This window comes from Bifidobacterium sp. MSK.13.1 (assembly GCF_019131435.1).
In the GTDB taxonomy this organism is placed as follows: domain Bacteria; phylum Actinomycetota; class Actinomycetes; order Actinomycetales; family Bifidobacteriaceae; genus Bifidobacterium; species Bifidobacterium pseudocatenulatum.
The window spans coordinates 572,898-593,146 of the sequence record NZ_JAHOMM010000001.1; the positions used below are offsets into that span (position 1 = coordinate 572,898).

The 20,249-nt window shown below is 58.3% G+C and carries 16 protein-coding genes and 1 tRNA gene; 10 read left to right on the forward strand and 7 right to left on the reverse strand.

Annotation, left to right across the window (positions count from 1 at the left end; all coding sequences use genetic code 11):
* Window positions 1-131 precede the first annotated feature (131 nt).
* Window positions 132-1,580, reverse strand: a complete 1,449-nt coding sequence (locus KSY55_RS02375) for an FAD-dependent oxidoreductase (RefSeq protein WP_022244661.1) — start codon at window positions 1,578-1,580, stop codon at window positions 132-134.
* A gap of 281 nt (window positions 1,581-1,861) precedes the next feature.
* On the opposite strand from KSY55_RS02375, the gene KSY55_RS02380 reads away from it, so the two are divergent.
* Window positions 1,862-2,872 carry an asparaginase gene (locus KSY55_RS02380; RefSeq protein WP_217749476.1) on the forward strand — a complete coding sequence of 337 codons (1,011 nt, stop codon included), beginning with the start codon at window positions 1,862-1,864 and terminating at the stop codon, window positions 2,870-2,872.
* 199 nt (window positions 2,873-3,071) lie between these two features.
* Here KSY55_RS02380 and KSY55_RS02385 read toward each other — a convergent pair whose 3' ends face one another.
* Both KSY55_RS02385 and KSY55_RS02390 read right to left on the reverse strand, forming a co-directional pair.
* On the reverse strand, window positions 3,072-5,603 hold the full coding sequence (locus KSY55_RS02385) for an HAD-IC family P-type ATPase (RefSeq protein ID WP_217749477.1): 2,532 nt from the start codon (window positions 5,601-5,603) through the stop codon (window positions 3,072-3,074).
* Window positions 5,604-5,982: 379 nt separating this feature from the next.
* On the reverse strand, window positions 5,983-7,971 hold the full coding sequence (locus KSY55_RS02390; RefSeq protein ID WP_117783565.1) for a S1C family serine protease: 1,989 nt from the start codon (window positions 7,969-7,971) through the stop codon (window positions 5,983-5,985).
* Window positions 7,972-8,245: 274 nt separating this feature from the next.
* On the opposite strand from KSY55_RS02390, the gene tgt reads away from it, so the two are divergent.
* Complete coding sequence (tgt, locus tag KSY55_RS02395) at window positions 8,246-9,613, forward strand: tRNA guanosine(34) transglycosylase Tgt (protein WP_171842635.1); 1,368 nt, start codon at window positions 8,246-8,248, stop codon at window positions 9,611-9,613.
* Between the two features lie 567 nt (window positions 9,614-10,180).
* A tRNA-Leu gene (locus KSY55_RS02400) sits at window positions 10,181-10,266 on the forward strand.
* A 94-nt stretch (window positions 10,267-10,360) separates the two neighbouring features.
* Here the strand turns inward: KSY55_RS02400 and KSY55_RS02405 are convergent.
* Entirely contained in the window at window positions 10,361-10,690 is a 330-nt protein-coding gene (locus tag KSY55_RS02405) for a helix-turn-helix domain-containing protein (RefSeq protein ID WP_065434961.1), read from the reverse strand.
* 169 nt (window positions 10,691-10,859) lie between these two features.
* Between KSY55_RS02405 and KSY55_RS02410 the strand changes: the two genes are divergently transcribed.
* The gene (locus tag KSY55_RS02410) at window positions 10,860-11,489 is read left to right on the forward strand and encodes an NAD(P)-dependent oxidoreductase (protein ID WP_065438210.1); all 630 of its coding nucleotides are present in this window, start codon (window positions 10,860-10,862) and stop codon (window positions 11,487-11,489) included.
* A 220-nt stretch (window positions 11,490-11,709) separates the two neighbouring features.
* On the opposite strand, the gene KSY55_RS02415 is transcribed toward KSY55_RS02410, so the two are convergent.
* Both KSY55_RS02415 and KSY55_RS02420 read right to left on the reverse strand, forming a co-directional pair.
* Window positions 11,710-12,693 (reverse strand): EamA family transporter, encoded by a 984-nt coding sequence (locus KSY55_RS02415; RefSeq protein WP_217749478.1) that lies wholly within the window; start codon window positions 12,691-12,693, stop codon window positions 11,710-11,712.
* Window positions 12,694-12,789: 96 nt separating this feature from the next.
* Complete coding sequence (locus KSY55_RS02420; protein ID WP_117502402.1) at window positions 12,790-13,860, reverse strand: alpha/beta fold hydrolase; 1,071 nt, start codon at window positions 13,858-13,860, stop codon at window positions 12,790-12,792.
* A gap of 140 nt (window positions 13,861-14,000) precedes the next feature.
* Here KSY55_RS02420 and KSY55_RS02425 point away from each other — a divergent pair, with 140 nt between their 5' ends.
* The 4 genes from KSY55_RS02425 to KSY55_RS02435 are packed head-to-tail and all read left to right on the forward strand — an operon-like array spanning window position 14,001 to window position 16,096.
* Window positions 14,001-14,165, forward strand: coding sequence for a hypothetical protein (locus KSY55_RS02425; protein ID WP_155497134.1), 165 nt, complete (start codon window positions 14,001-14,003; stop codon window positions 14,163-14,165).
* 4 nt (window positions 14,166-14,169) lie between these two features.
* A complete protein-coding gene (locus KSY55_RS09055; protein ID WP_254881825.1) occupies window positions 14,170-14,334 on the forward strand; it encodes a hypothetical protein in 165 nt (54 codons plus the stop codon).
* Between the two features lie 21 nt (window positions 14,335-14,355).
* The gene (locus KSY55_RS02430) at window positions 14,356-14,829 is read left to right on the forward strand and encodes a response regulator transcription factor (RefSeq protein WP_303246369.1); all 474 of its coding nucleotides are present in this window, start codon (window positions 14,356-14,358) and stop codon (window positions 14,827-14,829) included.
* Between the two features lie 34 nt (window positions 14,830-14,863).
* Entirely contained in the window at window positions 14,864-16,096 is a 1,233-nt protein-coding gene (locus tag KSY55_RS02435) for a sensor histidine kinase (protein WP_065446547.1), read from the forward strand.
* 290 nt (window positions 16,097-16,386) lie between these two features.
* Here KSY55_RS02435 and KSY55_RS02440 read toward each other — a convergent pair whose 3' ends face one another.
* Window positions 16,387-18,789 carry a prolyl oligopeptidase family serine peptidase gene (locus KSY55_RS02440; RefSeq protein ID WP_217749479.1) on the reverse strand — a complete coding sequence of 801 codons (2,403 nt, stop codon included), beginning with the start codon at window positions 18,787-18,789 and terminating at the stop codon, window positions 16,387-16,389.
* Between the two features lie 208 nt (window positions 18,790-18,997).
* On the opposite strand from KSY55_RS02440, the gene KSY55_RS02445 reads away from it, so the two are divergent.
* Both KSY55_RS02445 and KSY55_RS02450 read left to right on the forward strand, forming a co-directional pair.
* Window positions 18,998-19,705 carry a DUF3662 and FHA domain-containing protein gene (locus KSY55_RS02445; protein ID WP_004222873.1) on the forward strand — a complete coding sequence of 236 codons (708 nt, stop codon included), beginning with the start codon at window positions 18,998-19,000 and terminating at the stop codon, window positions 19,703-19,705.
* Window positions 19,706-19,732: 27 nt separating this feature from the next.
* Entirely contained in the window at window positions 19,733-20,248 is a 516-nt protein-coding gene (locus tag KSY55_RS02450) for an FHA domain-containing protein (RefSeq protein WP_004222871.1), read from the forward strand.
* The last annotated feature ends 1 nt before the right edge of the window (window position 20,249 follow it).

Below are 20,249 nucleotides of genomic sequence, written 5' to 3' on the forward strand. Positions count from 1 at the left end.
TGTCCGATTCACCAGAAACAGACAAGCACAGGATAAAAAATGCGTCTTGGGCGACCGATTCTCCAGAATCGGACATCCAAGACGCATGAAAGAAACCTGGGACCTATCAGATCAGATCCCAAACACCCACCTTAAGCGTGAGCCAGGGCGCGCATCTGCTCCGGATCGATGACCTTCTTGTGCTCACGGCCTTCCTTCGCACCCTCGGCACGTTCGAACGCATCGATCTTCTTCCAACCGGCGAAGTCGATCGGCTTGACACCGCGCGATTCCAGCAGCCGGTCGATGGACTCCGGATCACGATCAGCGGCCACACGGCCGCCTTCAGCAGCCTTCGACAAATCCTCCAGCATATTGGTCACGATCAGCAGTGCGTCGGACTTGGTGGAGCCGATCAGGCCAACCGGACCACGCTTCGCCCAACCGGTCGCATACAGACGCTCGCGCACTTCATCCGTGGCTTCAGCGGCCGTAGTGATACGACCGTCACCGTTCGCGTTCGCCAAGTGCGCATGACGCTCGTCGTACGCAATGCCCGGCGCGGTGGCCGGTTTGTAGCCGATCGCATGGTACACAGCCTGCACCGGATACTCTTCGAATTCGCCGGTACGGCTCATCTTGCCGTCCGCCGATGTCTCGGTCTTTTCCACACGGATGCCAACGACCTTGCCGTCCTCACCCAACACTTCGACCGGAGCGGAATTGAAGTGCACGTAATATTTGCGGTCAGCCGGATTACCCTCATAATCCACGTCACCGTCATCTTCCATGTCTTCCGCCATCTCACGAATCGTGAACAGCTCTTCGACCATCTGACGAGTCAGCTTGTCTTTGCCGGCCTCTTCAATCGTGTCTTCATCCAAATCGAAATCGTCTTCGTTGATGATCAGCTGCACTCCCGGCAGCTTCTCCATCTCACGCAATTCCTGCACGGAGAACTTGGCCTGCGCCACACCGCGACGGATGAACAAGTGAAGCACACGCGCCTTGTTGGACTTGATGCCCTCATATACGTTGTCCGGAATGTCGGTGCGCTCCTTCAGATCATCGGCATTGCGCATGAGCTCGCGAGCCACGTCCATGGCCACGTTGCCGCCGCCGATCACGGCGACTTCCTCAGCTTCAAGCGGCCATTCGCGAGCGCCGGTCGGATAACCGTCGTACCATTCCACGAACTTGGCTGCGCCGTATACGCCGTCCAGATCGGCGCCCGGCAGTCCGAGCGGCTTGTCTTCGACTGCACCGGTGGCGAACAGCACGGCATCGTAACGTTCGAGCAGTTCGTCGAGCGTCACGTCCTTGCCGAATTCCACGTCGCAGTACAGGTGGATGTCCGGATTGTCGAGCGTCTTTTCGAGTGCCGACGCGATGAATTTGATGGACGGATGATCGGGGGCCACGCCGTAGCGCACCAGACCGAACGGCACCGGCAGCTTTTCGAACAGGTCGATTCGGGCGGCAGTGCCGAGGCCGAGCTCCTCGCCGAGCTTCTTCAACTGGCGCAGGAAAATGTCAGAGGAGTAGACGCCTGCAGGGCCGGCGCCGATTACAGCAATACGAAGTTCATGAGTTTCAGTCACGCGCTCTAGCCTAATGCATTCCCTGCATTTGCAACAGGGGCGCTCATGTACTTTCTTACGACTTCTTCGCCTTGTGCGCACTGGCGTTGGTGTTTGCGCTGAATCCAGATGAATCCAACGTGTGGCTGCATTAATCGTACGCGATGAGCGCGGCAGATGCACGTACAATCGCAAGTAGTCGCAGAATCGCGGGATGTAGGAATCCGAAATATCGGAATTCGTCCATCCCGCAATCGCAAGCAAGTACTTATTAAGTACCAGGCAATCGTAAGAAGGTGGCAATGCGCATTCACATCACATATACCGGCGGCACTATCGGCATGATTGACTCGCCGAACGGCCTGATTCCGGGCGCCGACACTCGCGGATGGCTGTTCCGTCTGCTGGAGGACGCGCACATGGACGCGAGCCTGTTCACGTTCACCGAGCTTGATCCTCTTATCGACTCGTCGAATGCGACTCCCGACAATTGGCAGACGATGGTCGACGATTTGCGTGCGCACCGCGATGATGCCGACGCGTTCGTGGTGTTGCATGGCACCGATACGATGAGCTATTCGAGCGCCGCGCTTGCGTATGCGTTGGCTGATTTTGGCAAGCCGGTGATTTTCACGGGTTCACAGCATCCGCTTGGCAAGATCGAGTCGGACGCCACTGCGAATGTCACGGGCGCGCTGAATGCCGCGATGAGCGGACGATTCCACGGTGTGGGACTGTTTTTTGGACATCACCTGTTTGCGGGCAATCGTGTGAGCAAGTCGTCGAGCTGGGCATTTGAAGGTTTTTCGGCGCCTTCCGTCGGCCCGCTGGCACGCACTGGCACGCCATGGCATTGGTATGCGGACGATTCCGCTGCGGTTGGCTGCGGTTGGACGTCGCCTCAGCCTTACTCTCGCCATGATGTTGCGGTGATAGATATGGCACCCGGCATTTCCGCGGCACGGTTGGAAGCGATGCTTACGCCGCGGCCGGAAGCGGTTTTGTTGCGTGCGTACGGCGTCGGCAATGTGCCAAGCGACGAGCCTGGACTGACTGACGTGATTGCCGACGTGCTGCATGATGGCGTTCCCGTTGTGATTGCATCGCAGTGCCAGCAGGCGGAAGTACTGCTCGGCCATTACGAGACGGGTGATGCGATCGCACGCGCCGGCGCAATTGGATCTGGCGATATGACGCTGGAAGCCACGTATGCGAAAATCATGTTCCTGCTGTCTCAAGGCGTGACCGGAGCCGACTTCGGCAAGTGGATGCACACATCGATCGCTGGAGAAATCTCCCCGAGCTCGCTGTAAACAATCCCAAAACTTCCGATTCTGCCTTATATATGCCTTATGTATGGCAGAGCTGTTTTGAGAAACCGGACTTAGAGGGTGTATTCTCGCCCCCTAAGTCCGGTTTTCTCATATGGCCCTGCCATATATAAGCGAAATACTTGCTGACAGACCTCCAAATCTGCCATATATAGGCGAGATACGGGGTTTCGAGGCGCAATCAGGCTGATTCGCCACGGTCGAAAAGCACGGTGAGCGCCCACAGAATGCTGACAACATCAATCGCTTCCTGCATGAACGCGCCGACAACCACGGGAATCAGATTGAACGCGGCCGCGATCATGCCGATAATCGCAAGGCCGAGGCCGATCAGCACCGCCTGCAACATCACCTTTTTCGTGCGGCGCGCGATGGCGATGGCCCGCGGAACGGACGCGATGTCGTCATTCATGATGACCACTTGCGCAGATTCGGAAGCCGCGGTGGACGTGCCGTCGGTCATGGCCATGCCGATATCGGCAACCGCAAGTACGGGGGCGTCGTTGACGCCGTCACCGACCATCATGGTGATTTGACGATTCTTGGATTCGCCGGTTACGCGTTGCTTGATGCGATTCCACAACGACAGCTTCTGGTGCTTGGATTCAGTGGCGCTCTTGACGGCGGCAACCTTGTCTTCAGGGAACAGTTCGGACTGCACGTCGTCGATACCGACTTCGTTTGCGATGATGCGGGCGGACGCAGCCTTGTCGCCGGTAAGCATGGACAGTTCCTTGACACCCAACTCGTGCAGGCGAGCCAAAGAACGCTTCGCATTCTCGCGAGGCACGTCACGAAGTACGATGCGGGCGGCAAGACGGCCGTCAATCGCCACGTATGCAGCCATTTCGTCAGGAGCGAGCGGGGCAAACAGCGAGTTTGCGGTTTCAGGCTTGCGAGCGGCGGATTGGGTTGCGACGGACGCGGAAGTAGAGGGCGCGGCTGCAGGCTGCGCATCGTCAGGCACCCCGTTCCTCACTCCCATAGTGTCCGATTCTGGAGAATCGGACAAGTAAACACGCGTTTTAGCCCTCTGGATGTCCGTTTCTGGTGAATCGGACATCCGCAGCGCATTCTGAACCTCCCGTTTGTCCGATTCGGCAGAATCGGACACGTGATACGTCGCATCCGGCATATGCAGCACCGGCGTGAATCCGGATTCGTCAGCCGTCACGTATGAGAACCGCCCCACGCGCACCTGATGCCCGTTCACTTCGCCGGATATACCCTTGCCGGACTCCTCTACAATGTTCTTCACCACCGGATAGTCGCGCCCGTGCCCCGGCAAATCGCGCTCGACGCACAGCCTCTGCCCCGCCGCATATCGCGCATACAAATCATCCATAGCCTTGCGTCCGGCCGCCGCGATGCCTTTCGACAGAATGTGCACCGAATAGCCTTCCACCACGCTGGCCATCATGAGAATATGGTCCTCATTGAACGGCGAACTCGTCTCAAACGGCTTCTCCACACGTACGACCTGCGGCTGCTTGACGGTGAGCGTGCCGGTTTTGTCGAAGAAAATATGCGATACGCGACCTAGATTTTCCAGCACATCCTGCGCTTTGATCAGAATTCCCGCTTTGGCAAGTCGCCCGGTTCCAGCCACATATGCGACCGGCGCGGCAATCAACAGCGGACACGGCGTAGCAAGCACCAATACTTGCGCAAATCGCAGCGGCAATCCGGAAATCGCCCATGCAATCCCAGCAATCGCAAGCGAAAGCACGGTAAACGGCACTGCAAGCATATCCGCGGTCTTTACGACAGCGGGGCGCGACTCTTGCGCCGACGAAACCAGCTCGAGAATCTTCTGATACTGCGAATCCTGCGCAAGTTGCGTGGCACGCATGGTCAATGTTGTGGAGCCGTTGACCGCACCGGACATCACGCGAGCGCCCGCATATACTTCGCGGGGAACGGGCTCGCCGTTGATGTTGCTTAGGTCCAACGTGGCCACGCCCGACAGCAGCTCACCGTCGACCGGCACCGTTTCGCCGGGCAACACCAGGATCACGTCGCCGAGCTGTACCTGATCAACGGGGACCGTTTCGAAACGCTCTCCAGCCGCATCATACGTTTGCGAAGCACCTTTTGTGTCCGTTTCTGGAGATTCAGACGCAAAAGCACGCTTTTCACCGTCTTGGTTGTCCGTTTCTCCAGAATCGGACACTCTGACAGTACGAAATCCGTCGGCGGTCACGTCGGCCGTATGCTCGCTGCCCGACGCGTGCACATGCCCCCGCATGCCGGGCAGCACGACCACGTGCGCGGTTCGCGGTGCCGCGTCGATCAGCGCGGTCAGGTTGCTTTCGGCCTTTGACTGCGCGAATTCCTCGATCGCCTCGCCGGACGAGATCATCAGCACCACGGCCCATGCGGCCCAATATTCCTGCACTGCGACCGTCGACGCAATCGCGACGACCGCCAGCAGATCGACGCCAACATGCCCGTGCCGCAGATCGTCGATCATGCCGCGTACCGTCACCACAATCGTGTACGCAACCAACGCGATCACAATCCACTGCCCAACGCCCGGATTGAACGCACTCAACCCGTCAACGCCGACTTGCGAAATCCACGAATCCCACGCAGCCTCGCCCCACGGCTTCCACTCCCCCAGCAATGCCAACGGAATCGCGGACAGAATGGTAATCGGCAGTAACGGAACCTGTTTGCACAGTCGCCAGCAAATATCGATGATTCTACGCATGAGAATCTCCTTACGCTCGTATCGGACGCCTTGTTAACCCATCGGCGCCTCGCCCGCGCGAGCCATCGATACACGGCGTAAAAAGATATTTTCAGCATAGCAAATATTTGCGATTTTTGTGCCGCAATACAGCAATAAGGGCTGTGCGATTGCTCACACAGCCCTTATTGCATTCTTCTTTTGGCTTGCTTTTTGTTGATTTTCGCGGTTTTCGTTGTACTTGCGATTTCGTGGTGCCAGCCGCGTCTTCGCCGTCAGCCTATCGGGTGGCTTCCGTCCGTTCGCATGTCGCGAAACGTTTTAGCCAGCCCAACAGTCTTGACTTGCGCACCGCAACAACTTGCGTCCGTCAATTCACGCACCGCATCAACATCTCGCTTTACCACAGGCCGAACGGGTCGAACAGGCCGCCACCGTCACCGTAGCCGTTGCTGCCGTTGCCGTCGCTCTGTCCATTTCCGTTGCCGTTGCCGTCATTACCGTAACCGTTGCCATTGCCGTTCTGGCTCTGGCCATCATTGCCGTTGTTCCGCTGGTTCTGGCTGTTGGAGGAGTTCGTTTGGGATTCCTCCTGGTCGAGTGTCACGTCAAGCTCCATGGTGTTGCCGTCGCGCACGACCGTCAATGTCACCTTGTCGTTCATGGCGGAGGCGCGCACGTAGCCGAGCAGCGAATAGTTGTTGTTCACCGCCTTGCCGTTGAACGCCACGATGGAGTCGCCGGCCTTCACTCCGGCCTTGGCCGCCGGGCTGTCGTCGACCACGGACTGCACCTGCGTGCAACCGCGGGTCACGCCGTCCGCCTCAACCGTGGAGCTCTTGATGGTGACGCCGAGCGCCACGTGCTGCACGGTGCCGTTGTCGATGATCTCGTTAGCCACACGCTTTACCAGGTTCGACGGAATGGCGAAGCCGATGCCGATGGATCCGGCGGTGCCGGAGGACGTTGTGGTGGATGCGATGGATGAGTTGATGCCGATCACCTGGCCGGCCGCATTGAAGGTCGGACCGCCGGAATTGCCTGGGTTGACGGCCGCGTCAATCTGCACGGCGTTGGTGACGATGTCGTTGTTGTTGTCATCGGACACGGTCACCGGGCGGTTGAGCGCGGAAACGATGCCGACGGTTGCGGTGTCATCGTAGCCGAGCGGATTGCCGATGGCCATCACGGATTCACCCACGGCAAGATTGTCGGAATCGGCAAATTCCGCGGCTTTCAGATTGCTCGGCGGATTGTCGAGTTTGATTACGGCCAGATCGGTGGTGGTGTCGGTGCCGACGATTTGCGCTGAGTAGATGGTGCCGTTGGCGAGCGTCACTTGAATCTGCTTCGCGCCGGAAATCACATGGTTGTTGGTGACGATGTAGCCTTTGTCGCTGATGATTGCGCCGGAGCCTTTGGCGCTGCCGTCGCTGGTTGCCACGTCAATGGACACCACAGAATCGGACACTTCTTTCGCCACCGCGCTCCAGTCCGCGGCCTCGCCGGATTTGGCTTTCGCCGAACCGGATCCGGACGTGTTGGACTTCACGCTGGTCAGTGAGCTGGAGGTGGGTACGGTCACCCATCCATTGGTGATTGCCGCGTAGCCGACGCCGAGGCACAATGCCGCGGAGACGAGGGCCGCCACCACGCCGGTCATCACATGCCCGGTCACGCCGGAAGCGGACTTCGGCTTGGTTGCTGCGCCATTCTGCTGCGGGGCACCGAACGGATTACCGTTATTCGGATTCCCAAACGGGTTGCCGTTATTGGGAGTATTCGGCGCTGCTGGCGGCACGTTGGCTCCGCCTTGCGCAGCGGGCTTCATGAATGGATTGCCGTTATTCGATTGCGTATTCTGCTGATCGTTCTGCTGATTTCCACCCACATACGGATTCCCGAAGAAAGGATTACGAGGCCGCTGCGGCTGCTGTCCGGAAGCCTGCCCGTACGCGCCATATTGCGGCTGCGGAGGCATGTTCGGCGCACCATTCGCAGTATCGTTCGCGGCTGCGGTGCCATCAGCCGGCTGCGTCGGCACGGGACCGTACGCACCATATTCCGGTGCCGGACGGTACTGCTGGGCCGGCGCATCCTGCGTGGAACCGCCAACCACGGTACGTTCGCCCGCCGCGGAAGCATAATCCGGCGTATTGCCCGCCGCAGCCGCGGATTCCGCCGAAGCGCCATCGTTCGCAACAGGCATGGCGGCCGTCGGCTGATCCTCAATACCGCCCTGCACGTCAATCGGTTCGGTAGCCGACTCTGCAGCATACGGCTCACCTGCGTAAGTTTGCGTCTGTTCCGCATCAACCGGCGGCATCGGCACGGTCTGTTGTTCGTCATTCTGCGGCTGCACGGCGTTCTGGTCGTTCTCTTCAGCCATTTTCGCTCCTTATTCGTCTCGCGGCATTTCACAAATCAGCAATCGTGCCGCTCGAACTGCTATCTATGAGTAAAGATACTCGCTCTGGAAGTTTCCTGAATGTTTGTTGAAAGTAGCAGCCAAATACGTTCAACATCACCATTGAATCTGAAAATCGCACCAAAATGCGATCGGCACCTTCATCGCACTTTCCACATCTTCCTTGTTTTCATTTCACCGATCGCATTCTTTGCAGCACTTTCAAGAATCGCTGCTATCGCATAAAATATTCCGCATGACAAGCCTTACCGAATCATCTACCGGCACAGCGCAAGACACGCAAAACGCGGCAACCGCAGTGTCCGAAAATCTCATCGAACATCCGCGTGGAGCGGAACCAGGCAAGCCGGGCCGCCGCGACGCCTTCTATTTCGAACAGAAAAACCGCCTTCCCGACGCGGCGGACGGTAAGGGGCGAGGCGGCGCACGATATGGTCGCACCGGCATTATTCACACCCCCCACGGCGATATTCACACTCCAGCGTTCGTGCCCGTGGCCACGCAGGCCGCGATGAAAGCCGTTCTGCCCGAAACCATGAAGGACCTCGGCGCGCAATGCCTGCTGTCCAACGCGTTTCACCTGTATGAACGCCCCGGCGAACAAGTGCTCGACGAAGCCGGCGGCCTTGCCAAATTCATGAACTGGAACGGTCCGACCTTCACCGATTCCGGCGGTTTCCAAGTGCTTTCGCTCGGCGCAGGCTTCAAGAAAACCCTCGCCATGGATGTGACCGGCATGAAATCAGACGACGTGATCGCCGAAGGCAAGGAGCGTCTCGCGTTCGTGGACGAGGACGGTGTAACGTTCAAATCGCCGCTCAACGGCTCACTGCACCGTTTTTCCGCCGAAATTTCAATGGGAATCCAGCATAAGATCGGCGCCGACATCATGTTCGCGTTCGACGAGCTGACCACACTGATGAACACGCGCGGCTACCAGGAGCGTTCCGTGGAACGCACCTACCGTTGGGCGCAGCGTTGCGTTGCCGAGCATAAGAGACTTACCGAAGAGCGCGTCGGCAAGCCGTATCAGGCGCTGTATGGCGTGGTACAGGGCGCGAATTATGAGGATTTGCGCAGGCATGCGGCCGAACAGATCGCTTCGTTGGATTTCGACGGCGTCGGTATTGGAGGTGCGATCGAGAAGCGCATTATCGGCGACACTTGCGCCTGGATTTGCGATGCGATGCCGGAAAGCCGACCGCGCCACGTGCTCGGCATCGCTGCAGTCGACGATATTTTCGCATGCGTCGAGAATGGTGGAGACACGTTCGATTGCGTCGCACCGGCGCGTTGCGGCCGAAATGGCGCGATTTTCACGCGCGGCGGACGTTACAACATCAAGCGCGCACAATTCAAGCATGATTTTGGCCCACTTGAAGAGGGCTGCGATTGCTACACATGCACGCATTATTCGCGCGCTTACGTGGATCATGCGTTGCGTGCCCGCGAATTCAACGGTTTCACATTGGCGACGATCCACAACGAGCATTTCTTCGTGAAGCTGCTGGACGATATTCGCGCGTCGATTGACGGCGGATATTTCGACGAATTCCGCGACGAAACCCTGGCCCGCTTCTACGCCAACGGTTCCCGCGGATGATGCGCTGCCAGATGTTCCGTCCAAACGGACGCTAGGCCACACTTCCACATTTCAAGGCACCGACGAACAAACCCGTCGGCGCCTTTTTTCATGTGTTCCGCGCGTGTCATGCATACATCTAGCCGTTTCACCCCCATCCACCACCCAATGTGTCCGTTTCTCCAGAATCAGACATCTAATGCCCATACCGCCCCTCCCGGTTGTCCGATTCGGGCGAAACGGACAACCACACCACATGTTTCATGCCCTACATGTCCGATTCGGGCGAAACGGACAACCACAATGCTTATCTCACGTTCTACTTGTCCGATTCTGGAGAAACGGACAAGTAAGCAACCTAAAAACACTCGCTGGATGTCCGAAACGCCAGAATCGGACGCACAGAGCGTCGCGCCGCTTGAATTTTCCTACGGAAAATGGCGGGAGCAAGGATGGCTCCGTCGTACGGAAGCCCACAGGGCTTCCTACCTCCTCGCGTCGCACCGCTTATATTTTCCTACGGAAAATGGCGGCGCGACACGCCGATTTGAGGTTGCGTGGGTTTTGGTGTAAATTAGTTGACTGTCTGCGAGCGTGGCGGAATGGTAGACGCGCTGTCTTCAGGTGGCAGTGAGTGTATGCTCGTGGGGGTTCAACTCCCCCCGCTCGCACCATGGTGAAAGGCCGGAGCCGAAAGGTTCCGGCCTTTTCGTTTCCCAAGCGGCAGTAGAGCTCAGCGGCTCCCGACAACTCCAGTGACTGGAACAATCAGAACTCGTGTTCGTTTCGGTAATGGTTCCCCCATGTCTTCATCGCATCGATGATCGGGCGCAGGCTTTCGCCGACTTCAGTCAGCGAGTATTCGACGCGCGGCGGCACTTCCGGATACACTTCGCGATGCACAAGTCCGTCGCGTTCCATCTGGCGCAAATTCGACGTCAACACTTTTTGCGAAACGTTGCCCACAGAACGACGCAGCTCGCTGAATCGCAAAGTGCCATTCAACAGATCACGCAGAATCAGCACTTTCCATTTATCGGAAATCAGCATCATGGTTATTTCCACGGGACACGCCGGGAGCTCACGTTTTGTTGTCATATTCTTTCCTTTCGCAATCTCAATAAAGTCAATAAAACTTCCCTTTAGGTAACTATAGAACTTTATTGTGCCTTCTTCCATTTTCTTCTGTATGGAAATATCGTACATCTCATCGGAACAAAACCTACGTCAGACACTGATCGGACGCACCCAGACGAAAGGAACCATTATGAAGATCGCAGTTGTGGCAGCGAACGGACGCGAAGGCCAGCTCGTCGTCAAGGAAGCCGTGGAACGCGGTCATGACGTGACCGCCGTGGTGCGCGGTGACAACAAGACCGTCGCGAAGAACGTCGTAGTCAAGGATCTGTTCAACCTGACCGCCGCCGACCTCGCCGGATTCGACGTGGTCGTGGACGCGTTCGGCGCATGGACCCCCGAGATGCTTCCGCAGCATTCCAGCAGTCTCAAGCACCTGTGCGATATTCTGTCCGGCGTCAACACCCGACTCATCGTGGTCGGTGGCGCGGGCAGTCTGTATGTCAACCCGGAACACACCACGCAACTCAAAGATCTGCCAACGTTCCCGGCTGAATTCAAGCCGCTCGCCGAAGCCCAAGGCAAGGCGCTCGAGGAGCTGCGCGAACGCTCCGACGTGAAGTGGACGTTCATCAGCCCGGCCGCCGACTTCCAAGCCGATGGCGAGCGCGTTGGCTCGTATGAGACCGCTGGTGAAGAGCTCACGGTGAACGCTGCTGGCGAAAGCTACATCAGCTACGCGGATTACGCGATCGCCGTGGTGAATGAGGCCGAGCAGGCCGCGCACGTGGGCGAGCGCTTCTCCGTGTACGCCAAGTAGTACTTCCCTCTCCTGTGCCGTGCATGTCTGATTCTGCAGAATCGGTCATCCGCGGCACATTTTTTATGCCCTGGATGTCCGATTCTGGAGAAACGGACAACTGTGGGGCAGTTTTACCTGTTTAGTTGTCCGTTTCTGGTGAATCGGACAACTAAGGTATGGGTTTTGCGTTCTGGATGTGATTCTCCAGAATCGGACAGTTTATGGCTATGGCGAGCGGTCAGCGCACGAGGAAGACCATGATGATGATCATGGCGAAGCCGGTCAGGTCGGTGAAGGTGAACGTTTCGCCGGCCCATGCCACTGCGGTGATGGTGGCCATGACCGGTTCGCTGGTGCCGAGCATGGTGGCACGCACCGCGCCGACACGCATCACGCCTGCCATGTAGAGCCAGAACGCGAGGAACGTGCCGCATACGATGGTGTAGAGCAGCAGAAGCACGCCTCGCGCGTCCAGTGCGGGAATGTTCGCCCACGGTTGCGCGAACGGGCATAATATGAGTCCGGACATGAGGAATGTGATGCCGTTGATGGTCATGTTGCCCCATTTGAGCATGAGCACGACCGGCAGGATGGACATGGCCGCGGTGCTCACCGCGTCAACCAGTCCCCATGCGAGCCCCTGCCATGGCAACGACAGCGAGGCGAAGTTGCCGCCGGTGGCGATGAGGAACGTGCCTGCGAACGCCAGGAGCACGCCGACCAATTCACGCTTGAGGGGCAGTCGTTTGCCGCGCAGGCATACCCAGGCGAGCACGAAGATCAGGTTGAGCGTCTGCAATACGGTGGCGGTTCCGGAGTTCGTCCAGTCGATGGTCATCAGGTAGGAGACCTGCACCAGAAGCACGCAGATCAGTGTCGTGACCAGATATTTCGGATACGATTTGACGTCTTTGACCGCTCCGGCGAGTTTCTGCGGTATGGCGATGGCCGATCCGACCAGGAAGATCAGGCTGGCGAATAGCGCGCGTACGCAGGAAAGCCAGATCGGATCCAGCTGGTAGTCGCGCATCAGCAGTTTGGCCACGGTGCTGTTCATACCCCACATGGCACCGCCCAGCAATGTCATGCCAGTGCCGATGAGCAGGCTTTTCGGCGTCTGTTCCAGCACATGTTCCGTTTTTTTCGTAGTTTTTTTCGCGGTTTTTTGCGATTCGGAAGTTTTCTGCGATTGCGACGCCTGTCCCGACGTTTGCTTTGCCACGGCCTGTCCTCGCTCTCTCCACGGCTTTCACGGCAAATTCACGGCGATTGTAACGCACACGGTACGCATATTAAACGTCAGTTATGCAAAACAGATTTATTCCGCCAAGCTTGCGTTCGGCGCTGACAAAAAATCGAGGATTTTGCCGAGATATGATCCGAGCACAGCATTCGGCATGGAGAAAATTTCGTGCAATGACTGGCTGTATCGCACTTTTTCGATGGAACCGCCGCCTTCTCGCACACGTTCGACGAAGTCATCTTGTGGTCCGTTGAGCACCCACACGTCGCGTCCGGCTTGGAATAGCAATACCGGAGCTTCGATAGCTCCACACATGTCAGGTTTGAGCACGGCTCGGGAAAGCGCCATCGCCTGGTTTGCCCAATCGAACGTGGCCGCGTTGGTCTGGCACGTCACGTCCGCCAAACGTTGCTTGTGGAACCAGCGGATGCGTGCCTCCGAGGCCCCGCGGTAGTCGTCGAGATTGAGGTTGCCGTCGAAATCGGCATGCCCGAACACACGCGATTTGCCGAAGCCAAGCCCGCAGATTACGCCGACCACAATGCGTGCGGCCCACGTCGGCATGCCGACCACCGGCGCGATCATCGGCGCGGACAGCACCGCCTTGTCGAACAGCGACGGGTAACGTTCCAGCGCGGCCGCGCCGATGCCGCCGCCCATGGAATGGCAGTACAGGTACATTGGGCCACCATCCGCCGCCTCACGCCCCACAGTCTGTGCAAACGTGGCGAAATCGGCCACATATCGCCGCCAATCGTCAATCCATACCAAACTTGGATTGCTCATATCGTGCGCGGAATGGCCATGCCCGCGATGCTCGAACACGCACACCGAATAGCCGGCCAACAGAAAGTACCACACCATTTCGCTGTATTTGCGTCCGAATTCGGTGAATCCGTGCGAAATGACGATCGTGCCACGAAATACGCCCGAAGCGCCTTCCTCGCGCAACGCGTCGAATGTGCGCGCGTCGTAGCGGTAGTAATGCAACCGGCCGGGGCGCTCCAACTTGGGCAACGCCTTGCCTTCCCAATCGACGGTGGCCGGTTCCATCCAACCTTCCGTCATGCAAGCCTGCAGCGCAGGCAGCACCGTAGCGTCCATTTCGGCGTCATAGCGCGCCTCGTCGATGAGCGTGATAGTCATGGTTCCATCTTAGGCGAACGGCGCCAAGACGAAACTAAGCACAGGCATACGCGCTGTATAACGATGCGTCAGTGCATCAACGGCGTACCGGAACAACCGAATCGTCACCCCCGCGCGCCATCCTCGCATACTATGGAGGTATGAAGTTCGTTTCACTGCTGATGGTGGTAACGCTGTCTCTCACCGGCACACCAACGTATGCGTACGCGGCGGCAACTCCCGTTGACAACAACGGTGATATCTCCGCTGCCCAAGATTCCAACTGCCCAACATGGCTGCAATGGCTGTGCGGAAAAGGAAAGTGATCGCATGATGTCCACGCGGGAAAAGCATCCCAAGATTCACCGCATCGCGCTGGTCGACAATGATCCGCGAGCGCTGGATTCGCTCAGTGCCGTCATTGCCAGCAAAGTGCCGACCGCGTATGTGGTGTGGACGGCGACTTCAGGCTGTGAGGCGATAGAACGTTGCTAGGATGCGAACGGCCATGTCAGTTTGTTGATTCTCGATATGTCGATGGAGGGATTGCAAGGCCCCGCCACGTGTCGTCGGTTGCGTTTGATGGGCCAGCGCATGCCGATTCTCGGTGTAACCAGTTTTTCCATCAATAGTTATCGGGACAAGCTGGTTGAGGCTGGTGCGCAAGGGTTGGTTGGTAAGGAGAATGCCGACCAGTTGGCGCAGATTATTATGCGTATGTGCAATGGCGAGGTGATGGAGGGATTTGAGCCGCCTGCGTTGGCCAATCTGCGTATCAGCAGGGAGGCTGAGACCACTCCCGCGCTTACCGTTCGTGAGGAGCAGATTATTTCCTTGTGCGCGGAGGGCATGCTTGACCGGGACATCGCCGAGCGTTTGGGGATTTCCGAAGCCACCATCCGCAAACATATGCAAAGTATTTTAAGAAAACTCAACTGCAAGACCTCGCGTCAGGCAGTGGCACTGTGGGTGAGGTCCAATGCGCTCTAAACCCGCAACTCAGTACATTGCGTGGCGCAACCGTATGCGCACGCAGCATCCGAACCTGTGGCATCCAATCCGTTTCGCCATTATGCTGATCGTGCTTGCATGGACCATATACGGCGTTTGCTACGAGCCTCCTACCGACATATTTGGCGTGATATGGGTTGCGATGCTGGTTACGGCGCTCGTACTGTCTCCGCTGTTTCTGAAAAGTACATCGGTGGCGATTCTCGTGATTGCCTCCATAGGCGATCTGTTTACTCCCTACGCGCATTTGGGAAATTCTCTTCCCGCGCAGCTTTACGCCTATGGCATGCTCGCATACAGCACTAATGCCATTATCGTGGCAACGTTACTCATATATTACGTTGTTAACATTCTGCTGATTGACCCCCCTGACCCAAATACCAACCCCGTCGCCATGGTCAGCATGTATGCCATGGTGCTACTGCTTGGTCGGACGTTGAGTTGGAGCGAAAAAACAACGCAGAAAAGCTTCGAAGCGGCGCAGAACAAGAATCGTCTGCAGGAATTGGAAAGCCGCGCACGCATTGCCGATGCCATTCACGATGCGGTGACGGGCGATTTGTCAGCGGCGTCGTTTGTGGCGCAACGGCATATCGGTGGCAACTCTAGCGGCCCTGGCGTCGCTGCTGACCCTGCCAACGCAACCACAACTACGGCAACCACAACAGCCGATGCCGAAGACTGGCGTCAAATCAACGAATATATTCTTTCCGCATTGACGAACGTGCATCGCGTCATCGACGAATTGAATATGGACGCCACCACTCTCCCCGGCGACGCCGACGGCGAAGCGTTGGCCAATCTGCTGCGAGCAACACTGGATGACGGCGATCGTCGCTTGCGCAAGCTTGGCTTCAATATCACGTCCATCCGGCACTGCGCGGGCGGCAAGCCGAGCGCATCGCAAGCAATCGCCGAACTTGCCAATAATCTGCTGCGCGAGATCTATGCGAATATCGCACGCCATGCCGCTCCGGGAAGCAAGGTCGATCTTTCGGTGATGCTCCGGCCGAATGCCATCGAAATCACGCAAATCAATCCCATGAAAGAGGACATGGCTGGAGCTGACGAGCGCGATGACGAACTACCGGGCGGCCACGGGCTCGCCTCGTTCAAGAAGCAGCTCGAATCGTATCAGGGCACGCTCACCACGTCTGCGCAGGACGGCAGTTGGACGTTGTTTGCGTACATTCCGGTGACCGTCATCGACGATTCGCCCGGTTTGCTTGAACAAGTGCAGGTTTGACCATAGCTGCGGATCAGGGTTAGGACGAGCCCGATCCACCGATTTCCGTCTTTTTAAGCCCAGATTTTTTTTGGGGGGGAGGGTACACAAATGTGGTACCCCCTCGCTTGCGAAGTCGTTTTCGCCTGTTTTATGTTGGCATTCGAGAAGGGAACGCGTTCGCCCACGACGTTCGGATGCTTGGCAGTCCGGGAGTCGCAGGGGAACGCGTTTTGTCTTCCTACGGCGCTTTGCAGCACTTTCGTTTGCGGTGTCGCCGTTACCGTGACTGCACTGTCGTCACAGTGCCGTCACCCCAACGCTTCCGCAAGGAAATCGCGCTGCAGGATCAGCAGATTTTCGGCAACCGTCTCGTCGTTGGTCATGTGCGTGATGCCGGTCAGCGGCAGGAACGTGTGCTTACGTCCGGTTGCCATCAGCGCCTGGCTCAGGCGCAGGCTGTGCGCGATCGTCACATTGTCGTCGGCGAACCCGTGGATGAGCATGAGCGGGCGATCAAGCTGCGGCGCGTCGGCGATGATGCTGTTGCGTTCGTACACGGCCGAGTCAAGGCCGAGATAGCGTTCGGTGTAATGCGTGTCGTACAGCGTCCAGTCGGTCGGAGGCGCGCCCGCGCAGGCCGCGGCGAACGTTTCCGGCGCCTCCAACACGGCGAGCGCGGAGAGGAATCCGCCGTACGACCAGCCGATCATGGCGACGCGGCTGAGATCGGGTTGCGGAACGTTGGCTGCCGCATTCTCGCCAGCCAGCGCTTCCAATGCTTCCGGCAGCGCGCGCACTGCGTCGATCTGGTCTTCGAGCGTTGCGGATTTCATGGTTTCGTAGATGGCGCGGTCCCATTGCGGGCCGCGTCCGGTGGTGCCGCGTCCGTCGGTGGTGACCACGATGTAGCCTTGGTCGGCCCACCATTGCGCGTCCCAATAGAAGGATTGACTTTCGATGACCTGTTGGAAGCCGGGGCCTCCGTAGGGTTTCATGAGTACCGGCAGGATGGCTTCGTGCGCGTATTCACTATCGGATGAGGGCAGCACGATCGCCGTGTACAGCTCACGTTCGCCGAGTCGGGTGAAGTGCACGTTCGGCGTGAATCCGGGGGTTTCGGCATGGTTTTCGATTGGTGCGACCACCATTGACGCCACGTCCGTACCATTTTCGTCGGTTGTGGCGATGTTCATGCAATGCTGCATTTGCACGGTTGCGTCGTCCATGCCCCGTCCGGTCACCACGCAGCCGTTGCCGGCGCGAGACATGCTCCACTGGCCGGGCGCGCAGGTGAGGGGTTCCCATGTGCCGTCATAGCGGATCGACACCACGTCGAAGCTGCGGGCGTCATGGTCGGCGGCATTCGACTGCCAGAGGAACGGCAGGTCGCTTTCAGGCAGGATTTCAGGGGTGCGCTGCACCACGCACAGCACGTCGTCGTCGGTCACGTCGAGCACTTCGCGCACCTGCAGTCCGGCCGGAGTGAAGGGCGTACCATCAACGGTGAGTCGGTTCGTATCGACGTCCATGTCGTTCATCGCGCAGATCAAGCGTCCATCCGGAGTGAATGCAGGGGTGCCGTGGATGAGGTCGAGCCAGTAGTCGTTGCCGTGTTCCTCAAGCACGCGCGTGGTGCCGGGGCGTTCGCCTTCCGCGTATTCGGGAATGGCGATGGAGAAGGTTTCGACCTCGTCGCCATTGTCGTCGGTGAAGCCGTTTTCCGCGTCACGCATGGTGGCGATCGGCTCGCCTACATGGATGGCGAGCACCTGATCGTGCTGCTGGAGGCGGTCTTGCACAAGGATGATCGGATCGTGGCCTTCACGCCAGCTTACGGCGGCCAGATATTCGTAGGATTCATGGTCCCACTGCACTTCGTTGGCGATTGCCCCGTAGCAGCAGTTGTCGCTGTCGTAGCCGAGTTCCAGCAGGGTCAGCCGCACGTCGGCATTGGCGGTCAACGCTTGCGGATAGCGGTTGGCTTGCGCCGGATTGGTTGGATTCGCGGGGTCCGACAGATGCCAGATCGGTTCGGGGGATTCGTCGTAGGTTTCGAAGAGCACGTATTTGGAGTCGGGTGACCACCAGAAGCCGTCGTAGCGGTCCATTTCTTCGCCTGCGACGAATTCCGCCAATCCGATTTTCCATTCGCCGTTCTGCGGTGCCGAGGCGACCACCGAAATCGCGTCGCCGGTTTCTTCATCGTTGGCGAGATCCACGTCCACCAGATACGTGCCGGTGGTGTACATGATGTGCCGTCCGTCGGGACTGATGCGCGGGTTCAGCACCGGTTTGAGTTCATCTTCCTCTATCGTGATGGCTCGCGTCGCGCCCGCCGTAAGGTCGGTGAGGAAAAGCTGCCCGTTGATGGTGAAGGTCACGCGGTTGCCGGCACCGTCGACGCAATACGAGACGATGCCGGATCCGCCTTCACGCGCACGTTCGCGTCGCGCCTTCTCTTCCGCCGGAACGTCTTCCGCGTCGGCGTCGGCAAGCAATACGCGCGGATCGGCGAGCGGAATCTCACCGATGTTGCCGTCTTCGTCGATCACGCTCATCCACAGCGAGGTGACGGTGTCTTCCGGACCGTCGGAACGCAGGAACAGCGCGCGGGAGCCGTCTGCAATCACGCGCGCCGAACGCGGAGCGCCGCAGGAAAATCGCAAGGTACGTGCTTTTTTACGGGGGAACTGTCGAATCGCATCTGTCATGCTCCCAACCTATCACCATCCCAATTCCACCTTCCGTGAATTCGTGCATCGTGGAAATCGGGGGCGAAGGTAGTCATATTCGCGGATAAATACCCCCTAAATGATGCTGGGGCTGGATTTATGCATGAAATTTTTGCAATTAAAGGACTTACGAATTGGCGCTCGGCGCTCTACCGCGTAGGATGGGTGAGGATAGAAAGGGACAAGCATGAGTGTTCTCGACCGATTTGAGAAAAGCGTGGAAGGCGCCGTCAACGGGGTTTTCGCCAAGTTCGGGTCCAAGGACCTGCAGCCCGTCGACCTTTCCAGCGCTCTGGAACGTGAGATTGACAAAGAGGCCATGCCCGTCACGCGAGACCGTACCGTGGCGCCGAATGAGTACCGTTTCAAGCTGAGCACGCCGGATTTCAACAACATCGTCGAATGGGGCGCGGAAGCGTTGGCCAATGAGCTGGCCGACAACCTCACCCAGTACGCGAAGGACCAGCATTACGCGTTCGTCGGTCCGGTCGTGGTGATCTTCGAAGAGGACCTTGACCTCACCAAGAGCAATTTCAAGCTGACGAGCGAATCCGTGCAAGGCAATACCGTGCCCGTCACCACCGACGCGCAGACCGAAGACTGCCCGATGCTGGAAATCGGCGAGCACCAGTATCTGCTCACGGAAAGCAAGACCATCATCGGCCGCGGATCCGACTGCGATATCGTGATCGACGATCCGGGCATCTCCCGCCGCCACATGCAGATCGACATCACCGACAACGGCAACACCGTCATCGCACGCGATCTGGGCTCCACCAACGGCATGTATGTCGAAGGCCATCATGTCGAGGCGGCCACGTTGCTCGACGGCAACACGATCACCATCGGCCGCACCCGAATCCTGTATTGGGCCTCTTCGCAGGATCAGGAGTAACCAACCCCAACCTCGGGAGTTGCCTCTATGCTCACTGAACTTACTTTCGCGATCCTCAAGTACGGCTTCCTCGTACTGCTCTGGATCTTCGTGGCCTGTACGGTGCGTTCGCTGTACAGGGATGTGGAAACGCTCAGCCCGCGCAAGTCGCGGGCTCATCGCCGTAAGGAGCGTCGCGCGCGCAAGGCCGTCGAAGCGCCCGCGCCCGTGGCCGTCCCGGCACCAGTCGTCAGCGCCACATCAAGCGCCAAACCCACCTTGCTGGTCATCATCGATGGCCCCCTTGCCGGCAGTTCCGTCCCTTTGTCCGGCAACACCATCACGCTTGGCCGTTCCGCTTCGAACACCGTGGTTCTGGACGACGAATTCGTCTCGTCCCACCATGCGCGCGTCTATACGGATCCCGCCACCGGCAAGTGGGCCATCGAAGACCTGGGTTCCACCAACGGCACTGTGGTCAACCAGCAGCGTCTGAACGCTCCGATGATTCTCGGATCGCGCGTTCCCGTACGCATTGGCGCAACCACCTTTGAATTGAGGTGAC